General features: G+C 41.5%; 19 protein-coding genes. 9 read left to right on the top strand and 10 right to left on the bottom strand.

The genetic code is table 11. The features are described from left to right. Nucleotides 1-60 precede the first annotated feature (60 nt). Nucleotides 61-3,165: a DPP IV N-terminal domain-containing protein gene (locus C5745_RS07020; protein ID WP_165793038.1), complete on the bottom strand. Its 3,105-nt coding sequence runs from the start codon at nucleotides 3,163-3,165 to the stop codon at nucleotides 61-63. Between the two features lie 106 nt (nucleotides 3,166-3,271). Beyond that, entirely contained in the window at nucleotides 3,272-5,602 is a 2,331-nt protein-coding gene (locus C5745_RS07015) for a transglycosylase domain-containing protein (protein ID WP_105716273.1), read from the bottom strand. 226 nt (nucleotides 5,603-5,828) lie between these two features. On the opposite strand from C5745_RS07015, the gene rpoN reads away from it, so the two are divergent. Together rpoN and C5745_RS07005 are read left to right on the top strand one after the other, a co-directional pair. Further along, complete coding sequence (gene rpoN, locus C5745_RS07010; RefSeq protein WP_105716272.1) at nucleotides 5,829-7,292, top strand: RNA polymerase factor sigma-54; 1,464 nt, start codon at nucleotides 5,829-5,831, stop codon at nucleotides 7,290-7,292. 31 nt (nucleotides 7,293-7,323) lie between these two features. Then, a complete protein-coding gene (locus tag C5745_RS07005; protein ID WP_105716271.1) occupies nucleotides 7,324-8,001 on the top strand; it encodes a M48 family metalloprotease in 678 nt (225 codons plus the stop codon). Nucleotides 8,002-8,017: 16 nt separating this feature from the next. Here C5745_RS07005 and C5745_RS07000 read toward each other — a convergent pair whose 3' ends face one another. Then, nucleotides 8,018-9,538: a GH3 family domain-containing protein gene (locus tag C5745_RS07000; RefSeq protein ID WP_105716338.1), complete on the bottom strand. Its 1,521-nt coding sequence runs from the start codon at nucleotides 9,536-9,538 to the stop codon at nucleotides 8,018-8,020. 459 nt (nucleotides 9,539-9,997) lie between these two features. On the opposite strand from C5745_RS07000, the gene C5745_RS06995 reads away from it, so the two are divergent. Both C5745_RS06995 and ku read left to right on the top strand, forming a co-directional pair. Further along, the gene (locus C5745_RS06995; RefSeq protein ID WP_207795737.1) at nucleotides 9,998-11,164 is read left to right on the top strand and encodes a YbfB/YjiJ family MFS transporter; all 1,167 of its coding nucleotides are present in this window, start codon (nucleotides 9,998-10,000) and stop codon (nucleotides 11,162-11,164) included. Between the two features lie 319 nt (nucleotides 11,165-11,483). Continuing rightward, the gene (gene ku / locus C5745_RS06990; RefSeq protein WP_105716269.1) at nucleotides 11,484-12,239 is read left to right on the top strand and encodes a non-homologous end joining protein Ku; all 756 of its coding nucleotides are present in this window, start codon (nucleotides 11,484-11,486) and stop codon (nucleotides 12,237-12,239) included. Here ku and ligD read toward each other — a convergent pair. From ligD to C5745_RS20065, 3 genes are all read right to left on the bottom strand, one after another. Further along, entirely contained in the window at nucleotides 12,236-14,683 is a 2,448-nt protein-coding gene (gene ligD / locus C5745_RS06985; RefSeq protein ID WP_105716268.1) for a DNA ligase D, read from the bottom strand. The two genes, ku and ligD, sit on opposite strands and share 4 nt — an antisense overlap. 45 nt (nucleotides 14,684-14,728) lie before the next feature. Then, nucleotides 14,729-15,442, bottom strand: coding sequence for a type 1 glutamine amidotransferase domain-containing protein (locus tag C5745_RS06980; protein ID WP_207795736.1), 714 nt, complete (start codon nucleotides 15,440-15,442; stop codon nucleotides 14,729-14,731). A 67-nt stretch (nucleotides 15,443-15,509) separates the two neighbouring features. Continuing rightward, complete coding sequence (locus C5745_RS20065) at nucleotides 15,510-15,716, bottom strand: hypothetical protein (protein WP_133166311.1); 207 nt, start codon at nucleotides 15,714-15,716, stop codon at nucleotides 15,510-15,512. Nucleotides 15,717-15,978: 262 nt separating this feature from the next. On the opposite strand from C5745_RS20065, the gene C5745_RS06975 reads away from it, so the two are divergent. Further along, nucleotides 15,979-16,662, top strand: a complete 684-nt coding sequence (locus C5745_RS06975) for a DinB family protein (RefSeq protein WP_207795735.1) — start codon at nucleotides 15,979-15,981, stop codon at nucleotides 16,660-16,662. A gap of 275 nt (nucleotides 16,663-16,937) precedes the next feature. Continuing rightward, nucleotides 16,938-18,062, top strand: coding sequence for a baeRF3 domain-containing protein (locus C5745_RS06970; protein ID WP_165793037.1), 1,125 nt, complete (start codon nucleotides 16,938-16,940; stop codon nucleotides 18,060-18,062). A gap of 134 nt (nucleotides 18,063-18,196) precedes the next feature. Here the strand turns inward: C5745_RS06970 and mnmE are convergent, their stop codons facing one another. The 4 genes from mnmE to C5745_RS06950 all read right to left on the bottom strand — a co-directional run bounded on the left by mnmE (nucleotide 18,197) and on the right by C5745_RS06950 (nucleotide 21,582). Next, a complete protein-coding gene (mnmE, locus tag C5745_RS06965; RefSeq protein WP_105716265.1) occupies nucleotides 18,197-19,606 on the bottom strand; it encodes a tRNA uridine-5-carboxymethylaminomethyl(34) synthesis GTPase MnmE in 1,410 nt (469 codons plus the stop codon). 22 nt (nucleotides 19,607-19,628) lie between these two features. Further along, nucleotides 19,629-20,348 (bottom strand): bacillithiol biosynthesis deacetylase BshB1, encoded by a 720-nt coding sequence (gene bshB1 / locus C5745_RS06960; RefSeq protein WP_105716264.1) that lies wholly within the window; start codon nucleotides 20,346-20,348, stop codon nucleotides 19,629-19,631. Nucleotides 20,349-20,429: 81 nt separating this feature from the next. Then, the gene (locus C5745_RS06955) at nucleotides 20,430-20,921 is read right to left on the bottom strand and encodes a glutathione peroxidase (RefSeq protein ID WP_105716263.1); all 492 of its coding nucleotides are present in this window, start codon (nucleotides 20,919-20,921) and stop codon (nucleotides 20,430-20,432) included. A gap of 19 nt (nucleotides 20,922-20,940) precedes the next feature. Continuing rightward, a complete protein-coding gene (locus C5745_RS06950) occupies nucleotides 20,941-21,582 on the bottom strand; it encodes a DUF4294 domain-containing protein (RefSeq protein WP_105716262.1) in 642 nt (213 codons plus the stop codon). A gap of 144 nt (nucleotides 21,583-21,726) precedes the next feature. On the opposite strand from C5745_RS06950, the gene C5745_RS06945 reads away from it, so the two are divergent. The 3 genes from C5745_RS06945 (at nucleotide 21,727) to C5745_RS06935 (ending at nucleotide 25,926) form a co-directional block, all read left to right on the top strand. Further along, complete coding sequence (locus C5745_RS06945; protein WP_105716261.1) at nucleotides 21,727-23,934, top strand: RelA/SpoT family protein; 2,208 nt, start codon at nucleotides 21,727-21,729, stop codon at nucleotides 23,932-23,934. A gap of 108 nt (nucleotides 23,935-24,042) precedes the next feature. Further along, nucleotides 24,043-24,549: a Fur family transcriptional regulator gene (locus C5745_RS06940; RefSeq protein ID WP_105716260.1), complete on the top strand. Its 507-nt coding sequence runs from the start codon at nucleotides 24,043-24,045 to the stop codon at nucleotides 24,547-24,549. A 105-nt stretch (nucleotides 24,550-24,654) separates the two neighbouring features. Then, on the top strand, nucleotides 24,655-25,926 hold the full coding sequence (locus tag C5745_RS06935; protein WP_105716259.1) for an adenylosuccinate synthase: 1,272 nt from the start codon (nucleotides 24,655-24,657) through the stop codon (nucleotides 25,924-25,926). Nucleotides 25,927-25,938: the final 12 nt, after the last annotated feature.

Below are 25,938 nucleotides of genomic sequence, written 5' to 3'. Positions count from 1 at the left end.
AACGACCCTTGACAACAACCTTCCTTAAACATCAATCTACTTTCATGTCTCTTTATTGGACTACCAGCCTGGCATGAAGTTTAATCCAAACGTACCGAATTTCGTTCGCGACGACACAAAGGGTATTGCATAATACGGTTCCAAAATCATGGCGCCAAATAAGTTTACACGCATAGATATGCCGGCACTAAATACTGGCACGCGGTAGTTCCTATCATAAACATATTCTCCAGGTATGAGATCTCCGTTTTGATCACGGGCGGGCACTGTAGGTTTTTTATCTAGATTACTCACTATTTTATTTCCGCTATTCCAAGCTAAACCCGCATCAAAGAAAAGGTTCAGATCCGAAAACAACAAACCGGATTTTACTACGGCGAGTTGCTCAGGACCTGTAAACGGCAGGCGTACTTCAAAGTTACCTACCAACACCCGTGATCCCATTAAATCATCAAAAGAAATATTTCCAACGCGGTCACGACTTAGGTTGTCATAACCACGAACGAAAAACGGATAACCTATATAATTGCCGCGCAAGCGGTTTGCATCATCGCCCGAACGAATATAAGAGTAGGCCCGCGCTGCTATAGTTATGGGCTTAAAGCGCAGATAACGACGGACATCGACGTTGTACACCTGCATATTGATGTCACCGAAATATTGCCCCGCAGATACGCGATAACGGAACCCCTGTATTGGGGATGTCAAACCAAAAATAGAATTATCACCGACAAAAGCAGTACTGACCTGCTGCATAACGAGCGGATCTAGGCTAAAGCCCAATAAATCCATAGCTTCTTCGTTTGATAACCTTTGGCGATCTACAAAACCAAAACTGAAATAACTTTGACGCCATTTTTCCACGCTATAGCCGTAACGCGCCAATGCACCGCCGATTTCAAAGCGGTGATGCCTATTAAACGGATAGGCCACAAAAGCATCTAATTGCGTCTCAAATTGACGAATAATGTAGTCACTGAGTATCAATTCATCACCTCTACCCAAATCGTCCATTTCGTACGCCCGGAACCCGCTACGATACGGAATATGTGAAATCGAACCACCCCAATTCCAACGGCTTCGTTGATTCACATAGGCAACCTGTCCTCCAAAATCCTGTACCTCTCCGTTGATATTCAAAGTAGAATAGATCTGATTGTAACCGAGAATATCAGAGAAGATACCAAAAATACCACCCGCCATTCCCGCTCCGTAACGTGTACCGACAGTCATCCCAACGCCCGAATTAGCTAAATAGTCGAGCTTAAATTTCGAACGGTAAGGGATCGGTCTTATGAGCGCGGTATCAATCCGTCGATAAGCATTAAAACTTTGCAAATTTGTATTGACAATATTGACCCCGCGATCTACATTCGGCGGCAACATCGCCGCTGTGAAATCAGAAGCACTGGCATCTACCTCCTCAGGCTCAAAGTCTGACGCGTTTGCTTTATAGATACTGTATTGATTACCTTTAAAATACGAGTACACAATGTCATCGTTGTTCGATATACTCATGGCTGGTGAATACTCCGTAATACCACTGATGCCCGTAAAATAATCGGTAAGCCGTTCCACGGTCGCCTCATTTAATGAATAGCGAAACATATTGCGATAACCGTCTCCATTGGACAGGAAATAAATATAAGTCCCATCACCCGAAAAATGTGGATTCAAATTGTTTGCGCCTGGAAAAATATCGATGGTTTTAACTTTTTTCGTAGCCACATCGATCATCGCCATTCCCATAGGAATGTCGACAGAACGGGAAGCACTTTCGAACGACATTCTGTCTGTACTAAAAACAATAGTTTTTCCATCCGGTGAAAAGCTCGGTTGAAAATCGGAATACTTATCATTCGTCAATTGCTCCAGTTCTTTGGTCTTGAAGTTATAGACGTAAATATCACTCTGTCCTTCTTTCAGTCCTGAAAAGGCGACGCGGTCGCCATCAGGAGCAAAGCTGATGTTTGTAAATTCTACGATATCCCCCATTGCTTCGAGCGCAACCGTTCTTCCTGTTTGCACGTCAATGATCATCAACTTGTTTTTCCCTTCACTGAACACACTGAAAGCAAAATATCGGCTATCCGCTGAAAAGTCTCCCGCCGATTCCAAATAGCTGAATTCGTCGATGTCTTTGTTAGTTGTTCGACTCCCGAGCTTCCGTAGGATCTTGCCGGTTTGAGTATCTGCCAAAAAGAGATCGATGCCGAAAAGATCTTTCTCAGACATAAAGGCGACTAAACGCCCATCGGACGAAATCGCCGGCGCTACGTTCATACGCCCTCCATTTGCTGCAGTAATTAACGCCTGACCAATAGGACGGGAAGTAGTATCTTTATTTAGGGCTTTAAAAGTAGATTCCATCGTATTTCGCCATAGCGTTGACATGGTCTGTGCGTCGTAACCAAAAACGCGACGTATCCCCATCTCATAACCGTATTTAGCCGTTTCCATAAACATCGGCATGATGACGGTGTCTCCGTAAGTAGCTCCAATATAGGCCAAAAACGCTTGTCCATAACGGTAAGGAAAATAGTTAAACGATTGTTCCGTCAGTTGCTTTAACGACGGGATATCATTACGAGCGTATGCGTCGCGCATCCACATCGCTGTAAAAGCGTCTTTCTTTCCTATAGATAGGTATTCCGCCATTCCCTCCACCATCCATAAAGGAATATTACCCACATTCTCCAAACGCGTGGTATCTCTTCCTTCCATCAACATACGGAATTGGAAAGCATGGACCATTTCGTGCCCCAACACGTGTCTCGTTTGATGGTTAATTTGCATGATCGGCATTACTACGCGCTGCTTAAACGCTTCTGTCACACCTCCCGTACCGACAGATATTTCACCAGATATGGCGGTCGTTTGTTGAAATTCCGGATGATTGTTATAAATAATAAGCGGATTTTTACGTAAAAATGTATCCTGAAAAACTTGCTGGTGCATGTTATACCATACTTCTGATTCTTTCGCCAACCAGGTCATCATACTATCGTTTTTAAGATAGCTGTACATTTCAAAATGAGGCGTTTCTTTCACATCGAAATCCAGCTTCTTGTAACGCATTTTATTTTGTCCGAAATACTGTGCCGAGGCAATATGAGGCATAAGCAATAATACCACCATTGCTACAATAGCCTGCTTGACTCCCATTGAGCACCCCTTAGCATGCATTCCTGTCCTTTTTATCTGTTTTTTAATCGTCCGACATGGAGATAAATATTTCATAATTAAAGATTAGTCTTTTCAAAAATACAAATTATCTTTCTATTTCGTTTATTTCTGTCTCTTCTGATGATTCTACTTCCGGCAATATTAATAAGTTTTCTGCTTGTTCATCTTCTTCCAATACCGTACTATCACTTTGCACCTCTACGCGGATCCGTGGGCTGGGACAGTTGTATTTCTTCTTAATCGCTACCTTAGGATCTGGAAACTTACCTTTTGTGACACCTAATTCTGGTCGCGTATATAGCGTTTCCATAAATGCGGCGTATATTGGTAAAGCCGTTTTGGATCCCTCTCCCGTTTGGGAGTTTTTAAAACGAATGCTTTGCTCATCACACCCAACCCAAACACCTGCGACCAAGTCTTTTGTCACGCCCATATACCATCCATCAACGTAATCAGAAGAAGTGCCCGTTTTTCCTCCGATCTGATTTTCATGACCGAAAAGGTCCCATTCCCATAGCGCTTGCGATGTTCCCCCTGGTTCTTCTATTGTACCGCGCAGCATATAGGTCATTAACCACGCGTTCTCCGGGCTTATAACCTGCTCTTCTTTTGTTTTGAAAGATGCTATCCGCTTTCCTTCACTATTATAAATCTCGGAAACGAGAACCGGCTCCACCCGCTTTCCCTCATTCACAAATGTCGCGTAAGCATTCACCATTTCAAATACCGATACGTCATTTGAGCCAAGTCCCACCGATGGCACGGATTCCAAATGGCTCTCAATCCCACAGCGATGCGCCGTTTCCACGATTTTATTCCAGCCCACGTCCTTTGTTATCTGCGCTGTGATCGTATTTAAAGAACGAGCCATTGCCCAACGAAGCGACATATTACGATAAGAAAAACTCCAATCCGCATTTTTGGGTTCCCAAACCTCTTTTTCGCCTTGTTTATTTACAAAGTCTAGGCGTACAGGTTTATCTTCGTATTTATCACAAGGTTCCATACCATTTTCCAACGCTGTCAAATAAACAAAAGGTTTAAACGTAGAGCCTGCTTGCCGTTTTGCCTGGTTTACGTGGTCGAATTTATAGTAACGATGATTGATACCTCCTACCCATACTTTAATCTCCCCATTGTACGGGTCCATAGCCATCATCCCCGTATTCAACATGCTTACGTAATGTTTCAGTGAATCCATGGTGGACATCTCTACTTTCTTATCCCCTTCCCAAGTGAAAATGGTCATTTCCTTAGGTCTATGCATAATTTGGAATACCTTTTCTTCGTCATTGCGATATTGCTTCATCAGCGACGTATAGACAGGCAATTTTCGCGCTTTCTCTTCCAAAAAACCCGAAATCACGGCTCCACTTTTATCTCGCCATGGCTCTTCGTTTCGCCACGTGTTATCCAATCGTTCTTGCAACCCTTTCATCTGTTTGGTTACTGTTTCTTCTGCCAACTGCTGCATGCGAGAATCGATTGTTGTATATATCTTTAAACCCGCTGTATAGATATCAACATCATGCTCCTCACTCCATTTCTCCAGCCATTTTTCGACAGCCGCACGCAGATAAGAATCATTCGTTCCGCCTCTATCAGGGTTGTTAACATTCAAATCTAATGGTTCTTTGGCGAATGAAATATACTGCTCCTGGCTGATATATCCTTCTTTTTGCATCTGTTTTAACACGACATTCCTACGCTCTTTTGATTTATCCGGATTACGGATAGGATTATAAAGCGTCGTCCCCTTTAACATACCTATCAGTACAGCAGCTTCCGTAGCAGATAACTGATTGGGTTGTTTATTGAAATATCGTAACGAAGCAGATTTAATACCGTAAGCGTTGTTACTGAACGACACGGTATTTAGATACATCGTGATAATCTCCTTTTTATCGTATTTGCTTTCCAGTTTATAGGCAGTCATCCATTCTTTAAATTTCGTAACCACCAAACGCAATCCCGGAATCCCTCCTAGTAAACCTTGGGACTGGTGATATCGGGTTCGATAGAGGTTCTTGGCAAGCTGTTGCGTAACAGTACTCCCTCCACGCTTATCGCCTCTCAATGTAGACAAAGCACTAGAAAACAAGCCAATAAAATCCACACCATTATGTTTATAAAAACGAACATCTTCCGTGGCTATCAGCGCATTCAAAATGTTTTCTGAAATGCTATCATAGCCCACTGGGTCTCTATCCTCCTCAAAGTACCGACCTATTAATACGGAATCCGCGGTGTATAGCTCTGACGAAACATGAAGTGTTGGCAGTACAATATCTTTTTTGGTTGGGGAGTATCCGAATAACCATAGGAAGTTTAGCTGCACAGCACATACCAATACAATAAGGCTATAGACCGCTATCAAAAAGTAACGGACAACTTTGTTTTTAACCCTTTTAAACATACGGTAAATATGGAAATTGTTTTTCTAAAAAAAGCTATACAAAATAAAAAAACGGATCGTGGTTTTTGAAATTAACGTATTTTAACACTTAATGCATCCATGTAAATTTCACGGGGATAGCTGTTGGCCCTCAATAATTATACCTAATTTAGGTTAGTGAAAAACGACGAACTTTAGTTTTCTGATTTATTTAAGTATTTTTACCCATGCAAAAGAAGCATAGCGCATGTTAAAGCAGACACTACAGCAAAAATTATTACAGAAACTCTCGCCGCAACAGATTCAGTTCATAAAGCTGTTACAGGTACCTACAGTCTCTCTCGACGCTCGCATTAAGGAGGAGCTAGAGGAAAATCCTGCTTTGGAAGATGGAAGTTTGGCAAACATGAACGATCCCGTTGAGGAGTACCCAGACCACGATCCGGACGAGAACTTTGAAAGCCAGGACAACGATTTCGACGAAGAATTTAGTGTAGACGAATATATCCAAGAAGATGACTACAATGATTATTCCACAAGTTATGGAAATGATGATGATGATGACAGAAAGGAGATTCCAATAGCTGTCCAAGATTCGTTTTTCGAGTTATTACAAAATCAGTTAGATTTACTTGCTTTATCAGATAAAGATTACCTCGTCGGCCAACAGATCATCGGTAGCCTGGATGATGATGGTTATTTGAGACGTCCGATACTTTCGTTGATCGATGACCTTGCTTTTTCCCAAAACGTGATTGCAGAAGAAACAGAAGTAGAAAGTATATTGAAAGTAATCCAGGATTTCGAACCCGCAGGTATCGGAGCACGTGATTTACAAGAATGTTTACTTATACAACTACGTAAAAAAGATCAAAACAACCCCATTATAAATCAGGCTATTAAAGTGGTTGAAAATTACCTCGACGAATTTACCAAAAAACATTATGACAAGATTGAGAAGCAATTGGGGGTAGATTCGGAAGAACTCAAAGATATCATCAACGAGATTCTAAAATTAAATCCCAAACCGGGTGATTCAGGAGCCTCAACGAATAAACAACTCCATATTATTCCCGATTTCCATATCACGAACAACGATGGCATACTCCACTTGACGCTCAACGGACGAAACGCTCCGGAACTCAGGGTGTCTCGAAATTACCAAGAAATGTTCGCCCATTACGAAAAAGCCGAAAAAACGGATAAAAAAATGAAGGAGGCGGTGCAGTTTGTCAAACAAAAGCTGGATTCTGCTAAATGGTTTATAGATGCTATCAAACAACGGCAACAAACGTTATTGAAAACCATGAATGCCATCATGGAATACCAATATGATTATTTCCTTACGGGAGATGAACGACTCCTTAGACCCATGATACTAAAGGACATAGCCGATAAGATTGAAATGGATATTTCAACTGTATCTCGAGTCGCTAACTCTAAATACGTACAGACTGAATTTGGGACCTTTCTACTAAAATCTTTCTTTTCTGAAGCCATTCAAACAGATTCTGGGGAAGAGGTGTCTAACAAAGAAGTAAAGAAAATACTAGAAGAATGCATTGCCAATGAGGATAAACACAAACCGTTGGCGGACGAAAAACTAACAGAAATTCTAAAGGAAAAAGGATATACCATTGCACGGCGCACCGTCGCCAAATATCGGGAGGCAATGAATATTCCGGTAGCAAGATTAAGAAAGGAGCTTTAGGCGTATTTTTTAATATGTAAAAAGTTATGTTATGGGTAGTTATACAGATAGAGAAACTCATATAAATGGACACTTACAGGGATTTTCCAATAACAAGAAAATCCCTAAAGTTATTGAGCAATTGGCCCTCAAGGCATTGTCTTATTATCCAGAACTCGAAAATGCACACATTCGATTTGTATTTAGCCGAAAACTAAAGAAATCGGTAATGGCGGCACGCCCGGTAGTAAATACCCTCTTACAATCCCGCAACAAACGCGCATACGCTATCTTAATCAGCCCGGTATTTAAGCTTACCCAAAGTATTGAACCCATCCATCATCTACCGGAGGAGGTCCTGATTGGATGGCTTGGCCACGAACTTGGTCATATTATGGACTACGAACAGCGAACGGTGTGGGGTGTCGCAAAATTTGGTCTGTTGTATTGGCTATCTAAACGATACGTACGCAAAGCAGAACGCGTAGCGGATACGTTCGCTGTCAACCGAGGTATGGCCTCCTATCTTTTGTCTACCAAGACATTCATCCTAGGACATAGCGAGTTATCTACGCGTTATAAAGAAAAAATCGCTCGTCTCTACCTTTCTCCAGATGATATTGTTGAACTCGTATCTGAAATGGAAAAGAAGACAATACCGGAAAAAGAGGAGTTTTTAACCAACGAAGTAGCACTAATGCAGCGCAACCGCGAAGAAGAGACTGGCTAACTATGTTGTACACATATCACAAGTTAGCGATAAATGCTTCGAATTCCTCAAAATCCTTCTCATTCATCACACGCGGTATTTTAGTCTGCCCACCCAGCTTTTTATAATTTTCGCTCCATTGATAGAAATGTGTTATTGGTATAATCTCCACTTCCACACCATCTAGGGTCTGACGCCTAGCCACCGCGTAGTTTTTATTAGCTGCTTGCAATTCGTTGTCAAGTGTGTTCACAATGTCATTGGCAGCCCAATCTCCGCCTTCCGCTCCGAGATACCATTTATTGATACTGCGACCTCCTCGGCGAATAGAAGCGACCGTAAACTCCCCAATCTCCAAACCGAACAGCTCTTGTAGTTTTTGGATTGCAAGGTTCATTTGATGTACAGAAAGCTGTTCGCCGACCACATTGAGGAAATGCTTCGTACGTCCGCTTATAATGATCTCCGCGCGCTCTTTATCTTTCACAATAACAGTATCTCCAATCATATACCGCCAAGCACCCGATACAGTAGAAATTAATAATACATATTCAACACCCTCTTCCACCTCTCGAATCGTCAACGCGGACACGCTTTGCTTTACACATCCTTCCTCATCCATATTGTCTGGCGTGAAGGGCACAAACTCGAAGAAAATCCCATTGTCGACAATAAGAGCCATTGCCTCGGTTTCCGGTCGCTTCTGCGTTGCTAAATACCCTTCTGATGCTAAATAGGTGTCGATATAGGTCATAGGCTTGGCAAACAATTTTTCAAAACTTTTTCGGTATGGCCCAAAGGCCACTCCGCCTGTACTGTAAACTTGTAAGTTGGGCCAGATATCGTGTATCGTATCGACCTTATTGTAACGTACAATTTCTTTAATCAAAATTTCCGACCACGAGGGAATTCCGGTCATACTGCCGATATCCCATTTCTTTGCCTCGTGGACTATCTTATGCACACGTTGATCCCAATCTTGGGTGGCCGCTATTCTCCTACCCGGCTTATAAAACCTTCGAAACCATAAAGGTAAGTTGGCAGCAGATATACCGCTGATTTCGCCCTCTAGGAATCCGTTGTGCTCAACCAGCTGTGTACTACTCCCGAGCATCATAATATCTTTCTCAAAAAAATCTCCCGGAAGACCAAAATTCTTTAAACTTAATATCTGCTGTATACCCGCCTTTTTAATAGAATTCAACATATCATCAGTTACGGGAATGGCCTTACTGTTGCTAGTAGTCCCACTACTCATGGCGAAATAGCGCTGTCCTCCTGGCCATGTCACATTCTCATGGCCCTTGTGCAGATAGTGCCACCATTCGGTATGCAGCTTATCATAGTCAAATATTGGAACCACACGTTGAAAACATGCGATCGTATTGGAATCGGCAAGGATATCACCGAAATTATATTCCCTCCCAAAAGCCGTGTTTTGCGCCATTTCCAACATGTTCAATAAGACCTGTTTCTGAGCTTCCCAAGGTGCTGAATCCCTATTAATTAAACCATTTACATCGATTGCTCGTTTAATTATTTCTCCAATGATAGCCATAATATATTTATTTCCCTCACACTGATAAATTGCCTTCCGTTGCATCGAAGGTCATAAACCACAGATAATCTTCGTTATCCACATGTAATACCGTCATGGATCGTACTGACAGAGACACGCCTGTTCGGATAGCACTGCAAAAAAACAAGTTTTTACTTCTTTTACTCTTGCCCTGACTTTCTCTAAGGCTTTCATACCATCAAGATCAAGGGTTTTCTCTTCTTTTTGCCCCATATTACGTTTTATTTTACTGTTTCAATCTTTTCACAACAGATCAGCAATCTGTCAACGATATACTAACATTAGAACAACACAACTTTAAAAGAGTTCTTTTTAAACTTCTCCACTTTATTTTTACATTTTAAAGAACGGCGAGATATTTTTGTGACGCTGAAAACTAAAAGATGCAGAAAGACAAAAATATTTACTAAGTTAACACCATTGATGAATCATTATAAAATGACAAACGAGAAAGCTCTTCGTTACCTCTTAGCAGGTATTGCTAGCCTGGCAGTGGTCCATGCATTGGGTAGGTTTTCTTTTACGCCTTTGTTACCTTATTTCATCCGGGACAATATGTTAACTATATCGCAAGGGGCTGATTTAGCGACTGTCAATTATCTGGGTTATTTGATAGGAGCCTTATTAGCCGTCCGTTATTCGGGACCAAAATTTATCAAGAAATGCCTAGTAATAGGCCTTTTGGGAAATGTATTGGTAACCATAGCACAATGTTTCGTCCCGCAATTTGAGTCCTTATTGTTGCTACGCTTTTTAAATGGCATCACCAATGGGATCGTATTTGTTTTAGCACCGGCTTTACTGTTGGAGTGGTTCATCACGAACAACAAACCTCAATTAAGTGGTTTAGTATATTTTGGTGTGGCTGGCGGGTTATTGGCAGGCGGGTTATTAGTGGATTCGACCGCAACTTTTTTTCAAGCGGAACAACGTTGGATCCCAGTAGCTATTATTTCCTTGTTATTAGCAACTTACAGCATTACACAGTTCGTAAATATTCAAGTGGAAAGGCCCGACTATAAAGACAAAGACCAACGATTGACACACAATAGCGCACTTTTCGACCGACGGAGCACACCACTATTTCTTTCTTATATCGGCGCAGGTCTGGGTTATATCTTACCTATGACTTTTCTTCCTACGCTCGCCCACGACATGATGTCAGAGGATAGTATATGGATAACAAATGTCTGGGCTATCACGTCCTTTTCATGCTTGATTTCCATCCCTGTATGGAACTGGATCGGGCATCGATTTGGAGACCGATTTGCTCTGATCTATACATATATATTGCAAGCGCTGGGAGTAGCCTCCGTATTGCTAAACCCATCAGGAACCGGCGTAATCGCATGCGCAATTCTAGTAGGTAATGGATTTTTAGGATCGGTTATGTGTACGCAACGATTAGCAAGGTATTTTCAACCACATCAGGGACCGAGATTGTCCGCTGCGCTTATTGCCATTTACGCCGGATCACAATTAATAGGCCCGTGGCTTGCTAAGTTGTGGATTGAGCATGGAGGTACTTTACTGCAAAGTTTTGTCGTAGGACTGGGAGCTTTCATCTGGGGGTTATTCTGGACATGGCGAACACCCAAAACGTAAAATTATCTGTAAACACGTAAACATTCATTTTTTTACATTTCTTCGAATTATATATTAAACCTCTACTAACCCCCATAGAATTGCACCTAAGTAATAATGCGGTGATATGGAGGTAATTCCAATTCCCGAAAAATAACTTATTATTCATCCGCGCAAAAAACGGAAGTGGAAACAGGATGAGTTATATGCCTATTCTTATTGGAAAGCTGGTGTAGCAGAAGAAAAATCGGCCACCGATCGCCGCCAAGAAAGCGTACTGGGCTAAAAAGAACCTTTTTATCAAAGTATTGTTCTTACTAATAGAACAACGTAAAATACTATGAGAGCTATTTGGACTGGAGCAATAGGATTCGGATTAGTTAATATCCCCGTTAAAATATATAGTGCTGTACAGAGCAGTTCCCTGGATTTAGATATGTTAGATAGAAAAGACAAATCGAACATCAAATACAAGCGCGTTAACGAGAACACCGGCAAGGAGGTTAAGTGGGAAAATATTGTTAAAGGCTATTTGTTAAAAGATAAATATGTCATTTTGGAAGATTCAGATTTCGAAGAGGCCAGTCCCGAAAAGAACAAAATGATAAATCTACATTCTTTCGTTAAGATGGATGAAATAGATAGCATTTATTTTGATACACCCTATTACCTCGAGCCTCAAAAAGGAGGAACGAAAGCTTACCAACTTCTTCTCAAAGCACTTGAAAAAAGTAAGACCGCCGGATTGGGTTCTTTTGTCATGCGTAACGTCGAACATCTTGCCATCGTGAAACCCTACGAGAATATGCTGTTACTCAACAAAATTAGATTTGAGGAAGAGATCCGGGCAACGGATGAACTAAGCTTACCGGGCAACACCCGGTTAAAAAAAGAGGAAATGGATATGGCTCTCCAACTGATTAAACAGCATAGCCAACCTTTTGATATATCAAAACACAAAAATGAGTACACCAGTGAATTATTGAAAATTATTAAACAAAAAGCGAAAGGGAAACATACTTCTATTCGTAAGATGAAAGTGGAAAACACGAAATCCACAGACTTATTGAATAAATTAAAGGCTAGTTTAGCCTAAAGTTCAGCAAGCACCTGTTTTATATTAACCGCACTATCCCATAGCGTTGCCCACGGATCGTCAAGCTCTTTTACGCGTTTTAATGTTGTCTTGATATTATAGTCCGCTATACGCAATTTGGGCGTTAATTCTTCCCATCGCAAAGGTGTACTGACGGTTGCTCCTTCTTTGGGCCGCAGGGAGTAAGGTGCCGCGATCGTCTGCCCCCTCCTATTCTGCAAAAAATCTAGGTAAATCATTCCTTTTCTTTTTTTTGGATCGCGTACCAAGCTTGTCGTATCGGGATGTCTCTCTTGAACCATTTGAGCGACCAACTCAATAAAATCCCGCGCAACCTCGTATGTATACTTCTTATTTAAGTACACATAAATATGGAATCCCGTAGACCCGGAAGTCTTTAAAAATGCCGATACTTTCAGTTCTTCAAAGATTTCATGTGCTGTCTTTGCTACCTGTATCAGTTCTTGAAAATCAGCTCCGTTTGGATCCAAATCCAACACAGCAAAGTCTGGATACTCCGGCTTTTGATAAGTAGAAAGCCAAGGGTTAACCTCAATAGATCCCAAATTTGCAATATAAAGAAGCGTCGCTTTGTCGTTACAGACGATGTAGTCTGTCTCTTTTCCGGTGCTCTCCGAATGTATCGGAGCTGTTTTTACCCAACTTGGGATATTATCGGTGTCCACATCTTTTTGAAAAAAGCCCTCGGCTGTGATGCCATTGGGAAAACGATGCATCGATATTGGTTTATTTTTGATAAACGGAAGTATGTGATCCACCATTTGTTCATAATACGCAATCATCTGACCTTTGACATAATGTTCTTTTGGCCAATATACCTTGTTTAAATTGGTCAGCTGCACCTTTTTACGACCGATCGTTATTACATCGTTATTTTCTTCGTTTTTCATGGGATCCTCCTTTTCAATTTCTTCGGCATCTTTATCCTGCCGCAAGCCTTTAAATACCGGGTGCCGTAAATGGTTGTCGGTTGTCCATTCGCTATAATACACTTCACAGACCAATACGGGCTGTAACCAGGTCACTTCCTTTTCTTTCGCAACCGCCACGTCTTGGTCAAATGGTTTGTGCGCGTTCTCATGCTGCTGCATTGCGGCGTATATATCTTTAAGGTTCTTCGCATTGAAACCTGTACCACAGTTGCCGATATATACGAGTTTCCCCCCGCGATACCGACCGAGCACCAAGGCGCCAAAAAACAATCGACTCCCTTGCGGTGATGTATAACCACAGATCACAGCTTCCTGGCTATTCCGCAGCTTGAATTTTGTCCAGGAGCTACTACGTTTACCTTGTAAGTAGGTGCTATCGACGTCTTTCGCGATAACTCCTTCCCATTGTTGCTTTTCAGCCCTCGCTTTAACTTGTTGGGCTGTACCTTCTACGATCTGCGTTAACTGAACAATTTTAGGTTTCTTAAGACGACGAAATAACAGTGCGAGTACCTCTTCACGCTCTTTAAGAGCATAATCCGTCACATAATCGTCTTCTAAACGGAGTATATCAAAGATATAATAGCGCAATCGAAGATGACTCGGGATAGGCTCACCACTAGCGATCAATTGGAAATGTGGTTTCTTATATTTATCCTCTATGACAAGTTCTCCATCCAGCCACGCATGCCTATCCAAAGAAGCTAGTTCTGTTACCAGCGATGGAAACAAAGGGTTCATATCTTTCCCGTTTCGGGAATGAAGTTGGACACCTGCCTCGTTCCGGATAGCCAAAATGCGGAACCCATCGTATTTTTTTTCATACCGCCAAGCTGTTCCTTCAGGAAGATGTTCTGCTAATTTTGCCAACATGGGTTTAGGGAAAGGAAGCTCTTTCTGGCTGTGAGCTTTTTTTTCTTTTTTAAATTCGACGCCGGCTTGCTTAACCTCTTGTCGTACGCTATCTTCACTATTGTACGGTTCATCCCATGCGTACCGGTCTTCATGTTTTATGAGTAACCAGGCATTCTCCTCCTGCCCTTTCATCCGTACCAATGCAAATTCACCACGAAGAATATGGCCTTGTAATTTGAATTTTAAGGAACCTTTCTCTAAGTCCTGCAAAAATTCTTTTGCGTTCTTTGCTTCAGTAAACTCATAATATCCCGAATCAAAAATAGTGACTACTCCTGCACCGTAATTGCCTTTTGGAATAATTCCTTCAAAAGAAGCATAATCTATCGGATGGTCTTCGACTTGCATGGCCAACCGCTTATCTTTAGGATATAACGACGGCCCTTTCGGAACAGCCCAGCTCTTTAACACGCCGTCCAGTTCCAAACGGAAATCATAATGTAAGCGAGAAGCATGATGTCGTTGTACGACAAACCGTAACTTTTTTTCCTGATTATCCGTTCGCTTACTACTGCCCTTTGGTTCTTGCGTTTGTTTAAAGTCCCTTTTCTTTTTATAGTCTGCGAGCTTCGCCATATCCTGTCTTTTTTATTGAAATAACACGCTCATCTCCCTAAGGTTTTAAAGATCTTCTACAGTAGCAGGATAAGTGAGAAGTTCGATCATGGTTTGTGCTGTAGATGCCGCGGATAAAGGATTTTGGCCCGTAATAAGCTGTCCGTCCAATACGACATGCGGACTAAAGGGCAACTTGGCTGCACTAAAGTCTGCCCCATACTCTTTCAGTCGTGATTCCAATTCGAATGGAATATTGTTGTGCCGCATGACCAAAGTTTCTTCCGTATTGGAGAATGCTGTAAGCTGCTTACCGATTAGGTAGCCCGGATAAAGGTCCGCTAGCGGAAGTAGTGCGGCCGGCCCATGACAAACTGCTGCAATAGGTTTATCTTCTTTTACAAACTCCAACAACAATTGGCCCACTATCGGATGGCGCGCTAAGTCCCATAGTGGACCATGGCCACCGGAAATAAACACGCCGTCAAAAGCGCAAGCGTGCATATTTTCCAGTTTTAGTGTATTTGCGAACTGCTGTCGAGCCGCCTCATCACTTAGATAACGTCTGTTTGAAGCTGTGATATGTTCCGTCAGTTTGCTCATTGGGTCAACCGGGGGCTCGCCTCCTAATGGGCTAGCCATCGTCACTTTAAAACCAGCATCGACAAACGCGTAATAAGGATCCGTCATTTCACCTAACCACACTCCTGTTCTAGAATCTGTTCCATCCATCCGCTCGTGGGACGTGAGCATCAGTAATATATTGAATGTCAATGTCATTTATTTATTCGTAATATTCTGTGTCAAAAGAGAACACAGTTTCGCCAACATATGATCTAATGATGAATTAAGGTGTAGCTGGCGGTGGTGTAGGAGGCAACACAGAATCCACACTATCTCTTATCGTCGTATCTGTAGTCGATCTCCCATTTCTGTAATTCTGGTCTCCCATTGTATCTCTTCTGTCAATCGAGTCGGAGTTTTCACTTCTATTGCCACCACATCCGGTGCCTAGCAGGCCACACATAAGTGTAAAAAAAACAATTCTTTTCATAGCTGTACAATTTATTATAAACTTAGTATATTATTTAAACCAGTTGTATAACAATAAAATACCTACTATAGTTGCCCCTAAGGATAATTTAGGTATTTATACATTTCGATTAACCGAAATACACGTATTTCGCGTGGTTATAGTGAAAAAATCTTGTCTTAGGTCAAGTATCTTATTCAAAAAAATTGATATTATTGTAAAGGATACCTATTTATCAATACAGAATATTAACATTAAAGTTCGAATCCTTATGAAAAAAAACATGGCACACTTCGCTTGGACGGCAACACTTTTTGCCGTTCTACTGTTGGATAATACAAGCGTAAAGGCGTATGGTACGGGAAAAAGTGTCACACCTTCTAAACAGGCTATTCCTGTCTCGGAATACATCGTCGAACCAGACAGCAGTCGTGATATTCAAAAACTACTTACGCATTACAACCAGACTGCCGTAAATTTAAAGACCAGTGTGTCGGGACTTACTGAAGAACAGCTGCACTTTAGTCCGGGAGAAGATCAATGGTCTATCAGCCAATGTATAGAGCACATCATTTTATCAGAGCCACTGATTTTTGAAATGTTCAAACAAGCGATTTCAAAACCTAACGTATCTAAAAATTCTCAAAAACCGGGTAATACTGACGAAGAAATCCTCAATAGTATGACAAATAGGAATGAAAAACATCAAGCTCCTGAAATACTTAAACCGACTGGAAAATACAAAAATGTAAATGAGGCCTTAATGGCCTTTGAAAACGGACGAGCCTCGATAATCGATTATATAAAAAATGCAGATATAGACGCTTTACGGAGCCATGTTAGCCAAAGCCCAGCGGGCCCAGTAGACGGTTACCAGAGCTTATTATTCATCACGACGCACTCTGATAGACATATTCTACAGATCGAAGAAGTTAAATCGCACCCTGATTACCCAAAAAACAAATAAAACTAGACGATCGAATGAAATGGTAAGAGTATGCCGTTTTACACGTATTTCATAATAGATTATAATCGGTTAGGTGAAAATACCGGAGTTCTCGCTCCGGTATTTTTTGTTTATGCTTTATTGGAATTATCGTAAACTTTTCTAAACATCTATTTAACTACGCTGTTTTATATACAGGCTACATGAATATAATAGGACGATTTTATTCCTATTTGGAATCTTCCTACGAAGAAACGTTTAAACGTAAATCAATGCATTCATTAAATATAACTATTATGCAGACAATCGATTTGAAATTACTGAAAGAATTGACGGCAATCCAAGATGAACCTTGTATCTCGATTTACATGCCGACTCATCGCGTACATCCCGCAAATGCGACGGACCCCATCACCTTCAAAAATCTTTATAAAAAGACGCTCCAGTATATCAAGGACAACGAGCTCGATCAGCATCAAAAAATAATCCAACCGTTGGAAAAACTCATAGACGACAAAGCTTTTTGGGATCATAACGCGCAAGGACTTGCTATTTTCGTATCTTCGCGAGATACCCTAATTTTACGTTTACCTGAAAAAGTACAAGAAATAACCTGCGTGGCCGACTCATTTTGTATAAAACCGCTGTTTAAGCTATATCATGAAAACCAACCTTATTATCTCTTAGCGCTAGCGTTGGATGATGTTAAACTTTATGTGGGGGACAAATACCAAATTCAAGAACTGGAAATAAAAGACAAGGTGCCTACCAGCATGAAAGAAGCATTAGGCAAAGAGCTCACCAACAACCACTTGCATGGAAATGTTGTAGAAGGGGCTGGGCTTCATGGCTACATGGAAAAAAGTCAAGAAGAAGATATTGATATGAACCGATTTTTTAGAAAAGTAGATCAAGCTATTCTAGAACACTATCCTATGCCTCACGATGTTCCTCTTTTGGTGGTCACATTACCTGAGCATCTAAATCACTTTATACGTATTAGCAAACATCACAATTTTTCGCCAATCCATATAGAAATAAACCCGCACTCCCTAAGCAAAACAGCTTTACTAGAAAAGGTACAGGAAGTCTTTGACAAAATACGCGAGAAACGAAAAGAAGAACTTTTAGAACGGTACCAACTTGCATTATCCGAAAACTTAAGTAGTTTGGATATTGGCGATGTGGTAAGAGACGTTATAGACGGTAAAGTGGAAGTGCTTTGCATCGAAAATGGTAAATCTATCGACGGTCATATTGATATGCAAAAACGTGATATAGTAACAAATAATGGACGGCATACCGATGTAATCAACGAGCTAGCATGTTTGGCGTTTAATTATGGCGGCAGCGTAATTGCACTTGACACAGAAGAAATGCCATCTGAAACAGGTATTTTCACTATTAATCGTTATCAATAGCCCGACATCCTGATAAGCACTCTCTAGCGGAGACAATGATGATGTAGCATCCCTAATCAAGGTATAATTAAGCCATTAAAAGGTCTTGAAGAGAAACTTCAGGATCTTTTTACCATGGCCCTACTATAAACCCCTTACTTCCCGATACAAAATTTACCGAAAATCGTCCCCAAAATATCCCTATCGACATCGATATCTCCCGTTATACTAGATATATGTCTCAATGCTTCCCGTACATGGTGAGCAAGTAAATCACCTGGAAGACGCATACCTAGTCCTTGTTCCACTTGTTCGAGCGCGTTAAAGGCATGCTCTAGCGCTTCGACGTGACGGGTATTGGTAATAATCTGTTGATCCTCCATTTTCGTTTCGCGGATCTTGTCTAGCAAAACGCTTTTCAAAGATTCTACACTATCGCTATCCTTCGCGGAAATTGCAATTAGCGAATCGCTGTAATTGGCAGATAAGGCACCGGTGATGATTGTATCCATTTCGTTGGGGTGATATCCGCCATGCAAATCGATTTTATTACGAACTAAAATAACAATCAGACCGTCGTAATACAGCTCCTTAATCTGTGCAATAACTTCATCCGCAGTACTGTCCCTATCGTCGTATAAATATAATAAGACCTTCGCTTGCCTAACCTTTTCTTTGGCTTTGGTGACACCAATAGCCTCTATGGCGTCAACTGTTTCCCTCAATCCAGCTGTATCGATAAATCGAAAAGTAATTCCATCTAAATTTATAGACTCTTCTATGGTATCACGGGTGGTTCCAGCAATATCGCTAACGATAGCGCGCTCTTCGTCAAGTAGCGTATTAAGCAATGTTGATTTCCCGGCGTTGGGTTTCCCTATAATGGCGACAGGGACGCCATGTTTTATCGCGTTTCCGTATGCAAACGACTGGATTAGCTTCGCAACGTGCATTTTAAGCTCTTGCACTAAGGCCTCGAATTGTGCTCGGTCTGCAAATTCTACATCTTCTTCTCCGAAATCAAGCTCGAGCTCCAATAGCGCCGTAAAATTTATCAACTGCTCACGCATTTTTTGCAGCTTGCTACTGATTCCCCCACGCATTTGGTTCATCGCTATTTCATGGGAAGATTTGTTTTCTGAAGCGATCAGATCCGCAACAGCTTCTGCTTGCGATAGATCCATACCGCCATTTAAAAATGCTCGTAATGTAAACTCCCCTGCCTGCGCGGCCCTAGCCCCTTTCTTGATCAATAGACCTATCAGGCGTTCGATGATGTATTTCGAGTTGTGGGTAGAAAGTTCAACCACGTCTTCTTTAGTGTAGGAATGGGGCCCCTTAAAAAGGGAAACTAATACTTCATCAATTATTTCGCTCCCATCTCGTATGGTGCCGAAATGAATTGTATGAGATTGCTGGTTTAGGAGATCTTTCCCTTTGAATATAGCGTTGGTAATCGTAATCGCTTGCGGACCGGATAAACGGATAACCGCGATTGCTCCGTTCACACCCGGCGACGTCGCTAAAGCTACGATTGTATCTTTCGAAACTAATCCTGTTGACATGGAACAAAGATACAATTATCTCTTAGATCAGTTGAAAAATGTCATGCACCCCTAAGAGCTTACGCGCAGTAAAACCTTCGGCATACTTGGCCTGGATATTTCGACCCAATTCCGCGGCTCTACCTCGTGTTGATTCCATGAAATCGGGATTCGAAATATAAGTTTGTGGCTCATCGTCGTCTCCCGAAACGTTAAATTGTGTAGTATAGGCTAAAATAGATTGCTCTTTCTTTGCCCAAAAATCTGTAATATCTATTAGAATATTTGGTTGAATATATTTGTCTTGTATCACTTGCAATTGAAGGCGCGGACGAAAAGCCTCTTGGGCCTGGCCTTCATAAATCGTCTCAATCCGACGTAGTCCGCTTAGGAAAAGTGCATCATTAACCAGTTTGCTTGCTCGCCCATGATCGGGATGGCGATCTTCCAGCGCATTGGTTATTACAATTTCAGGTTGATATTTACGCACGACACGCATAATACAGCGTTGGCTTTCCTCGTCATTAGCAAAAAAACCATCACGTAGATCCAAGTTCTCACGAATCTCGACGCCCAGGATACTAGCCGCTTTGGTTGCTTCTTGTATCCGGATCTCGGGAGTGCCACGTGTTCCCAATTCACCCCGTGTCAAATCGATAATACCCACCTTTTTACCTGCTGCAACATATTTCGCAATCGTTCCCCCCGCCCCCAATTCGGCGTCATCGGGATGAACAGTCATCACCATTAAATCCAACTTCATACTACGTTTCTTTGTTCCAAAAGTAGGAATTTCAGTAAAGTTTGGCAAGTGAGAGCAAAGGATACGGACGCAACCGCTATCTCATTCTGCAATCAATTTTTCGATTTTTGTCATTACTCGCCTCGCCTGAGGGCTTGTCATACTATAAAAATAGTCGACGACCTCACCTTGTTTGTTTACAAGATATTTGTGAAAATTCCATAAGGGCTTAACGGCTACACGCCCATTTAAATCTTTTTCAGACAGAAATCTAAATAGCGGATCACAATATGCACCAACGACATGTATGCGTTTAAACACCGGGAAGGTAACCTGTTGCTGTATCCGGCAAAACGTTTCCAATTGTAAACCTGTCATCGGCTCCTGCGCTCGAAAATCGTTGGAGGGGAAAGCTAAAATTTCGAATCCCTCGTCTTTATATTTCTGATATAATTGCTCCAACGATTTAAATTGCTTGGTAAAGAAACATTGGCTGGCTGTGTTTACGATCATCAAAACTTTGCCAGAATAATCCTGCAGCGATTTCTTCTCTCCGTTAAACTGTAGCCCGTGAAAATCATAAACCGTCTGCATAGCCTTCCTTACTATTAATTTAATAATTATATAAATTTTTTATCGGCCGTACTCGCTCGTAACTCCGGATAATATTTTCAATTTCATAATCGTCTTCGGGATCATAAACCGATTTTAGGTTGTGACCAAACACTTTTGCCACTGACTGATAGAAAAAAGCAGAAAGACCTCCCTTCATCTCTCGCACAAGCTCATAACTACTATTCCCGGTTTGGCGTTGCACAAGCTTGATTAAGATTGCTCCCTGGGAAATACTGAGGTTTTTTATTTCTGTTCTGAATTTTTCTTTAATCTCGTCTTCACAAGTCTTTATTAGCCGCTTTTCTTCCCTTTTGGACGACGCAAGTGCGATTTCACGATCCAATTGTTCGTATCGTTTTTGTGCATAAATCGCATAAGGCAATACCCGCAACACGTTCCGTTCTAAACGGAGATATTTCAACCGCTCCTCTTCTGTCTTAAATGTACGTCTAGCCGTCACGACGACATCTTTTATAGGAAACCAGGGAACCACCTCTCCACTTTCTAAACGGGTGGTTGGATAATGCTGCAACGTTCCACCCTCCCCCTCTCCGTAATGGGGAACCTGCAACGTCTGTCCTTTGCCTGTAAATGGCAGTAAGAAGACCCAAAATAAACCCCATACAAAAGACCGTTTCATCCCCCTAAAAAATGTTAATGTATTCCAAATACATAAAAAAATTGCTATATTTATATATTGTTTTCCGGCCGTCTCACACGACTGGGAAAACAACAATAAAATTACGAACAAAAAAATATAAAAGCAACTTTTTTCACTGCGTATATGGAAGAATTTGAGATTGATATCGAGGCAGAAAATAAGGAAATTAGGAAGAGGTATCGCGCATTACTTAGAGCCTGCAAACCTACTTTGCAAAGAGGTGATAAACGAGAGATCCGCAGAGCTTTTGACCTTGCGTTGGAAAGCCACAAAGATATGCGTCGCAAATCAGGTGAACCATACATATACCACCCTATAGCGGTTGCACAAATAGCAGCAGAAGAAATTGGGTTAGGGACAACTTCCATCGTCTGTGCTTTGCTACACGATGTGGTGGAGGACACGTCTATTACCTTACAGGACATAGAGGCGCAATTTGGCAAAAAGGTAGCTCGGATTATTGACGGGCTAACTAAAATATCGGGAATTTTCGACCCCAATAGCTCAATGCAGGCGGAAAATTTCCGTAAAATGCTGCTCACTTTGGCTGATGATGTACGCGTTATTTTAATCAAACTTGCGGATCGCCTTCACAATATGCGCACAATGGAGTTTATGGCGCGGCATAAGCAGCTGAAAATCGCTTCGGAAACGAGTTATTTATACGCTCCTCTTGCACACCGCTTAGGCCTCTATGCTATAAAATCTGAATTGGAGGACCTCTCTATGAAGTATACCGACCCAGATACTTACAAATTCATCGCACGAAAACTGAATGAAAAGAAGGCAGAACGTGAAAAATTTGTAGCTGACTTTATCGAACCCGTTAAGAAAATATTAGAGGAACAGGGTATCAAGGCTGAAGTGTTTGGACGTCCAAAATCTATTTATTCCATCTGGAACAAGATGCGTAAAAAGTCTATCCCGTTTGAAGAAGTATATGATTTATTCGCCATCCGGATCATCATTGATACCCCTGCAGAAAGAGAGAAAACAGAGTGTTGGAAAGTATATTCCATCGTTACGGATCTGTACCGCCCTAATCCGGACCGACTACGGGATTGGGTTTCTTCCCCAAAAGGAAATGGTTATGAATCGCTGCATACTACCGTGATGGGCCCGCGAGGCCAGTGGGTGGAAGTACAGATTCGTACAAAACGGATGAACGAAATCGCCGAGAAAGGGTTTGCGGCACATTGGAAGTACAAAGAATCTAACTCCGACAGTGGGCTGGATCAGTGGATACAAAATGTTCGGAACCTATTAAGTAGTCCGGAGCAAAACGCAATGGATTTCGTGGACGACTTTAAGATGAATTTGTTCTCGGACGAGATATTTATTTTCACTCCCAAGGGCACATTGGTCCAGTTACCAAATGGGGCCACCGCGTTAGATTTTGCATTTGAAATACATTCCGATATCGGCGCAACCTGTATAGGTGCTAAAGTCAATCACAAATTAGTTCCGCTCAGCCACCCGCTGCAAAATGGCGATCAGGTTGAAATTATCACCTCCAGTAAGCAAACGCCAAAAGAGGACTGGCTCAATTTCGTTGTTACGGCAAAAGCGAAATCAAAAATACGGTCTTCGTTGAAAGAAGAAAAAAGACGTGTTGCGGAAGATGGTAAGGAGATTCTAGAACGCAAATTAAAATCCTTAAAAATCACCTACAACACAGATAATATTAATAAGATTGCTAATTACTTTAAGTACCCTAGCTCCCAAGAACTTTTCTACAACGTAGCCAAGGGCAACATCGACATAAAAAACCTCCGTGAATACGCAGAAAGTGAAAAATCGAATACGCCTGGACAAAGCCATTTCAGTTCACATGTTTCAGGCTTGGTAGAAAAAATCAATAAAAAAGAAATCGACACCATTCTTATTGGTGACGATTATCAGCAAATTGATTATACATTGGCGCCCTGCTGTAATCCCATTCCGGGTGATGATATCTTTGGATTTTTAACTGTGAATGACGGCATTAAAATACATCGTACCAGCTGTCCCAACGCCTCCAAACTCATGGCTAGTTACGGATATCGAATACTCAAGGCGAAGTGGGCGTCTTCTCAACCGAATGTTGCTTTCTTGACTGGATTACGTATTGTGGGAATTGACGATGTGGGGCTTATTAATAAGATAACAAACGTTATATCACAAGAATACAACGTCAATATACGTTCGCTGTCTATAACCAGTAATGAGGGGATTTTTGAAGGAAACATTATGGTATTTGTAAATCACATCGAACAGCTGGAGGATCTCATGAAGACGTTAAAGCAAATTAGCGGAATTACTGGAATAACACGCTATGAAGCAGATAATTAAATACCAGCACGGACTTCAGGAGCAAACCGTCGTTTTTTAAAAATGAAATTGGTAAATTTGTGGAAGATTTAAGCGAGCTGGATGAGCTCTTTTTAACAACTATTTAATATGAATAAAGGCGAAAACTACCAAACAGTAAAAAAAATATTCGAAGCTTACTTAGAGAATAAGAATCTGAGAAAAACGCCTGAGCGCTATGCCATCTTAGAAGAAATTTACTCACGTTCCGACCACTTTGATGTAGAGTCACTTTATATTCACATGAAGAACAAGAAGTACCGTGTAAGCCGTGCTACCGTCTATAATACATTGGAATTGCTAGTATCTTGCGATCTGGTCACCAAACATCAGTTTGGCCGGAACATGGCTCAATTTGAAAAATCTTACGGTTTCAAACAACACGACCACGTTATCTGCATTGAATGCAATAAGGTTGTCGAGTTCTGTGATCCCCGCATTAACCAAATTCAAAGTTTGATGGGCGATTTGTTAAAGTTCGACATCAAACATCATTCCCTTAACCTGTATGGTGTATGTGAAGATTGCCAGAAAATAGATGCTGGAAACGCTGGAAGTTCACCCAAAAAAGGCAGGAGTCCGGTAATTTCAAATTAATGTGGTAATCGCCAATTATTGTATTACCTTTGCTCAGAAAAGACGATATTTCGCTTTTTTTCTATATGTATCATTTAAAATTTTAATATCCATATTTCAAATATTATGCAAGTTGATGTGCTTTTGGGCCTACAATGGGGCGATGAAGGAAAAGGAAAGATCGTAGACGTATTTTGTCCGAAGTATGATTTAATCGCTCGCTTTCAAGGCGGCCCTAACGCTGGGCATACATTAGAGTTTGATAACAAGAAATTTGTCTTGAATACTATCCCCTCTGGTATTTTTAATGACGGTACACTTAACCTTATTGGCGGTGGTGTCGTTATCGACCCTATTATCTTAAAACGTGAGTTAGATAACCTGCGTACTTCCGGATTCGACCCAGTGGGTAAAGGTACTCTGGTTCTTGCGCGAAAAGCACATTTAATCCTTCCTACCCATCAATTACTGGACGCAGCGTCCGAATCAAAAATGGGCGCTGGTAAGATTGGCTCTACCCTGAAGGGGATCGGACCGACATATATGGATAAAACCGGGCGAAATGGTCTGCGTGTAGGAGATACAACCCTTCCCGACTTTCAAGAACGTTATGAAAGATTAAAAGCTAAGCACTTGGAAATTCTTTCTCACTATGGTGAGATTCCTGATTTTTCGGAAAAAGAAGCGGCATTCATGGAAGCAATTGATTTTATCAAAACGATTCCACACGTAGACGCTGAACATTTAGTCAACAATTACTTGAAAGAAGGAAAGAGGGTACTTGCCGAAGGTGCGCAAGGTACATTGCTGGATATAGATTTCGGTTCGTATCCTTTCGTGACCTCATCCAATACAACTACTGCAGGAGCTTGTACGGGACTCGGCATTGCACCAAATAAAATTGGCGCAGTATACGGCATCTTCAAAGCTTATGCTACTCGTGTAGGTGGCGGTCCATTCCCGACCGAGTTGGACGATGAAACGGGCGAAAAATTACGCCAGATAGGACATGAATTTGGTGCGACTACCGGACGCTCACGCCGGACTGGATGGATCGATATTCCGGCGTTGAAGTATGCAATTATGCTAAATGGCGTAAGCGAATTGATTATGATGAAAGCCGATGTATTAGATGCATTTGAAAAAATCAAGGTGTGTACGCATTATAAACATAACGGCCAGACTATCGATTACATGCCTTATGAAATTATCACCAACCAGGCAGAACCTGTCTTGGAAGAAGTAGCAGGTTGGAATCAAGATATTACGGGCATCCGTTCAAAAGACGAGATTCCTACTGCATTAAAAAATTACATCGCTTATTTGGAAAAAGCATTGGAAGTGCCTATTAAATACCTATCTGTAGGACCCGACCGCATTCAAACAATCGAACTGTAAGAGAACAAAAGC

Origin of the sequence: Sphingobacterium haloxyli (assembly GCF_002980525.1) — a bacterium.
GTDB classification, from domain to species: Bacteria; Bacteroidota; Bacteroidia; order Sphingobacteriales; family Sphingobacteriaceae; genus Sphingobacterium; species Sphingobacterium haloxyli.
This window is presented reverse-complemented; position numbering and strand designations above follow the sequence as displayed.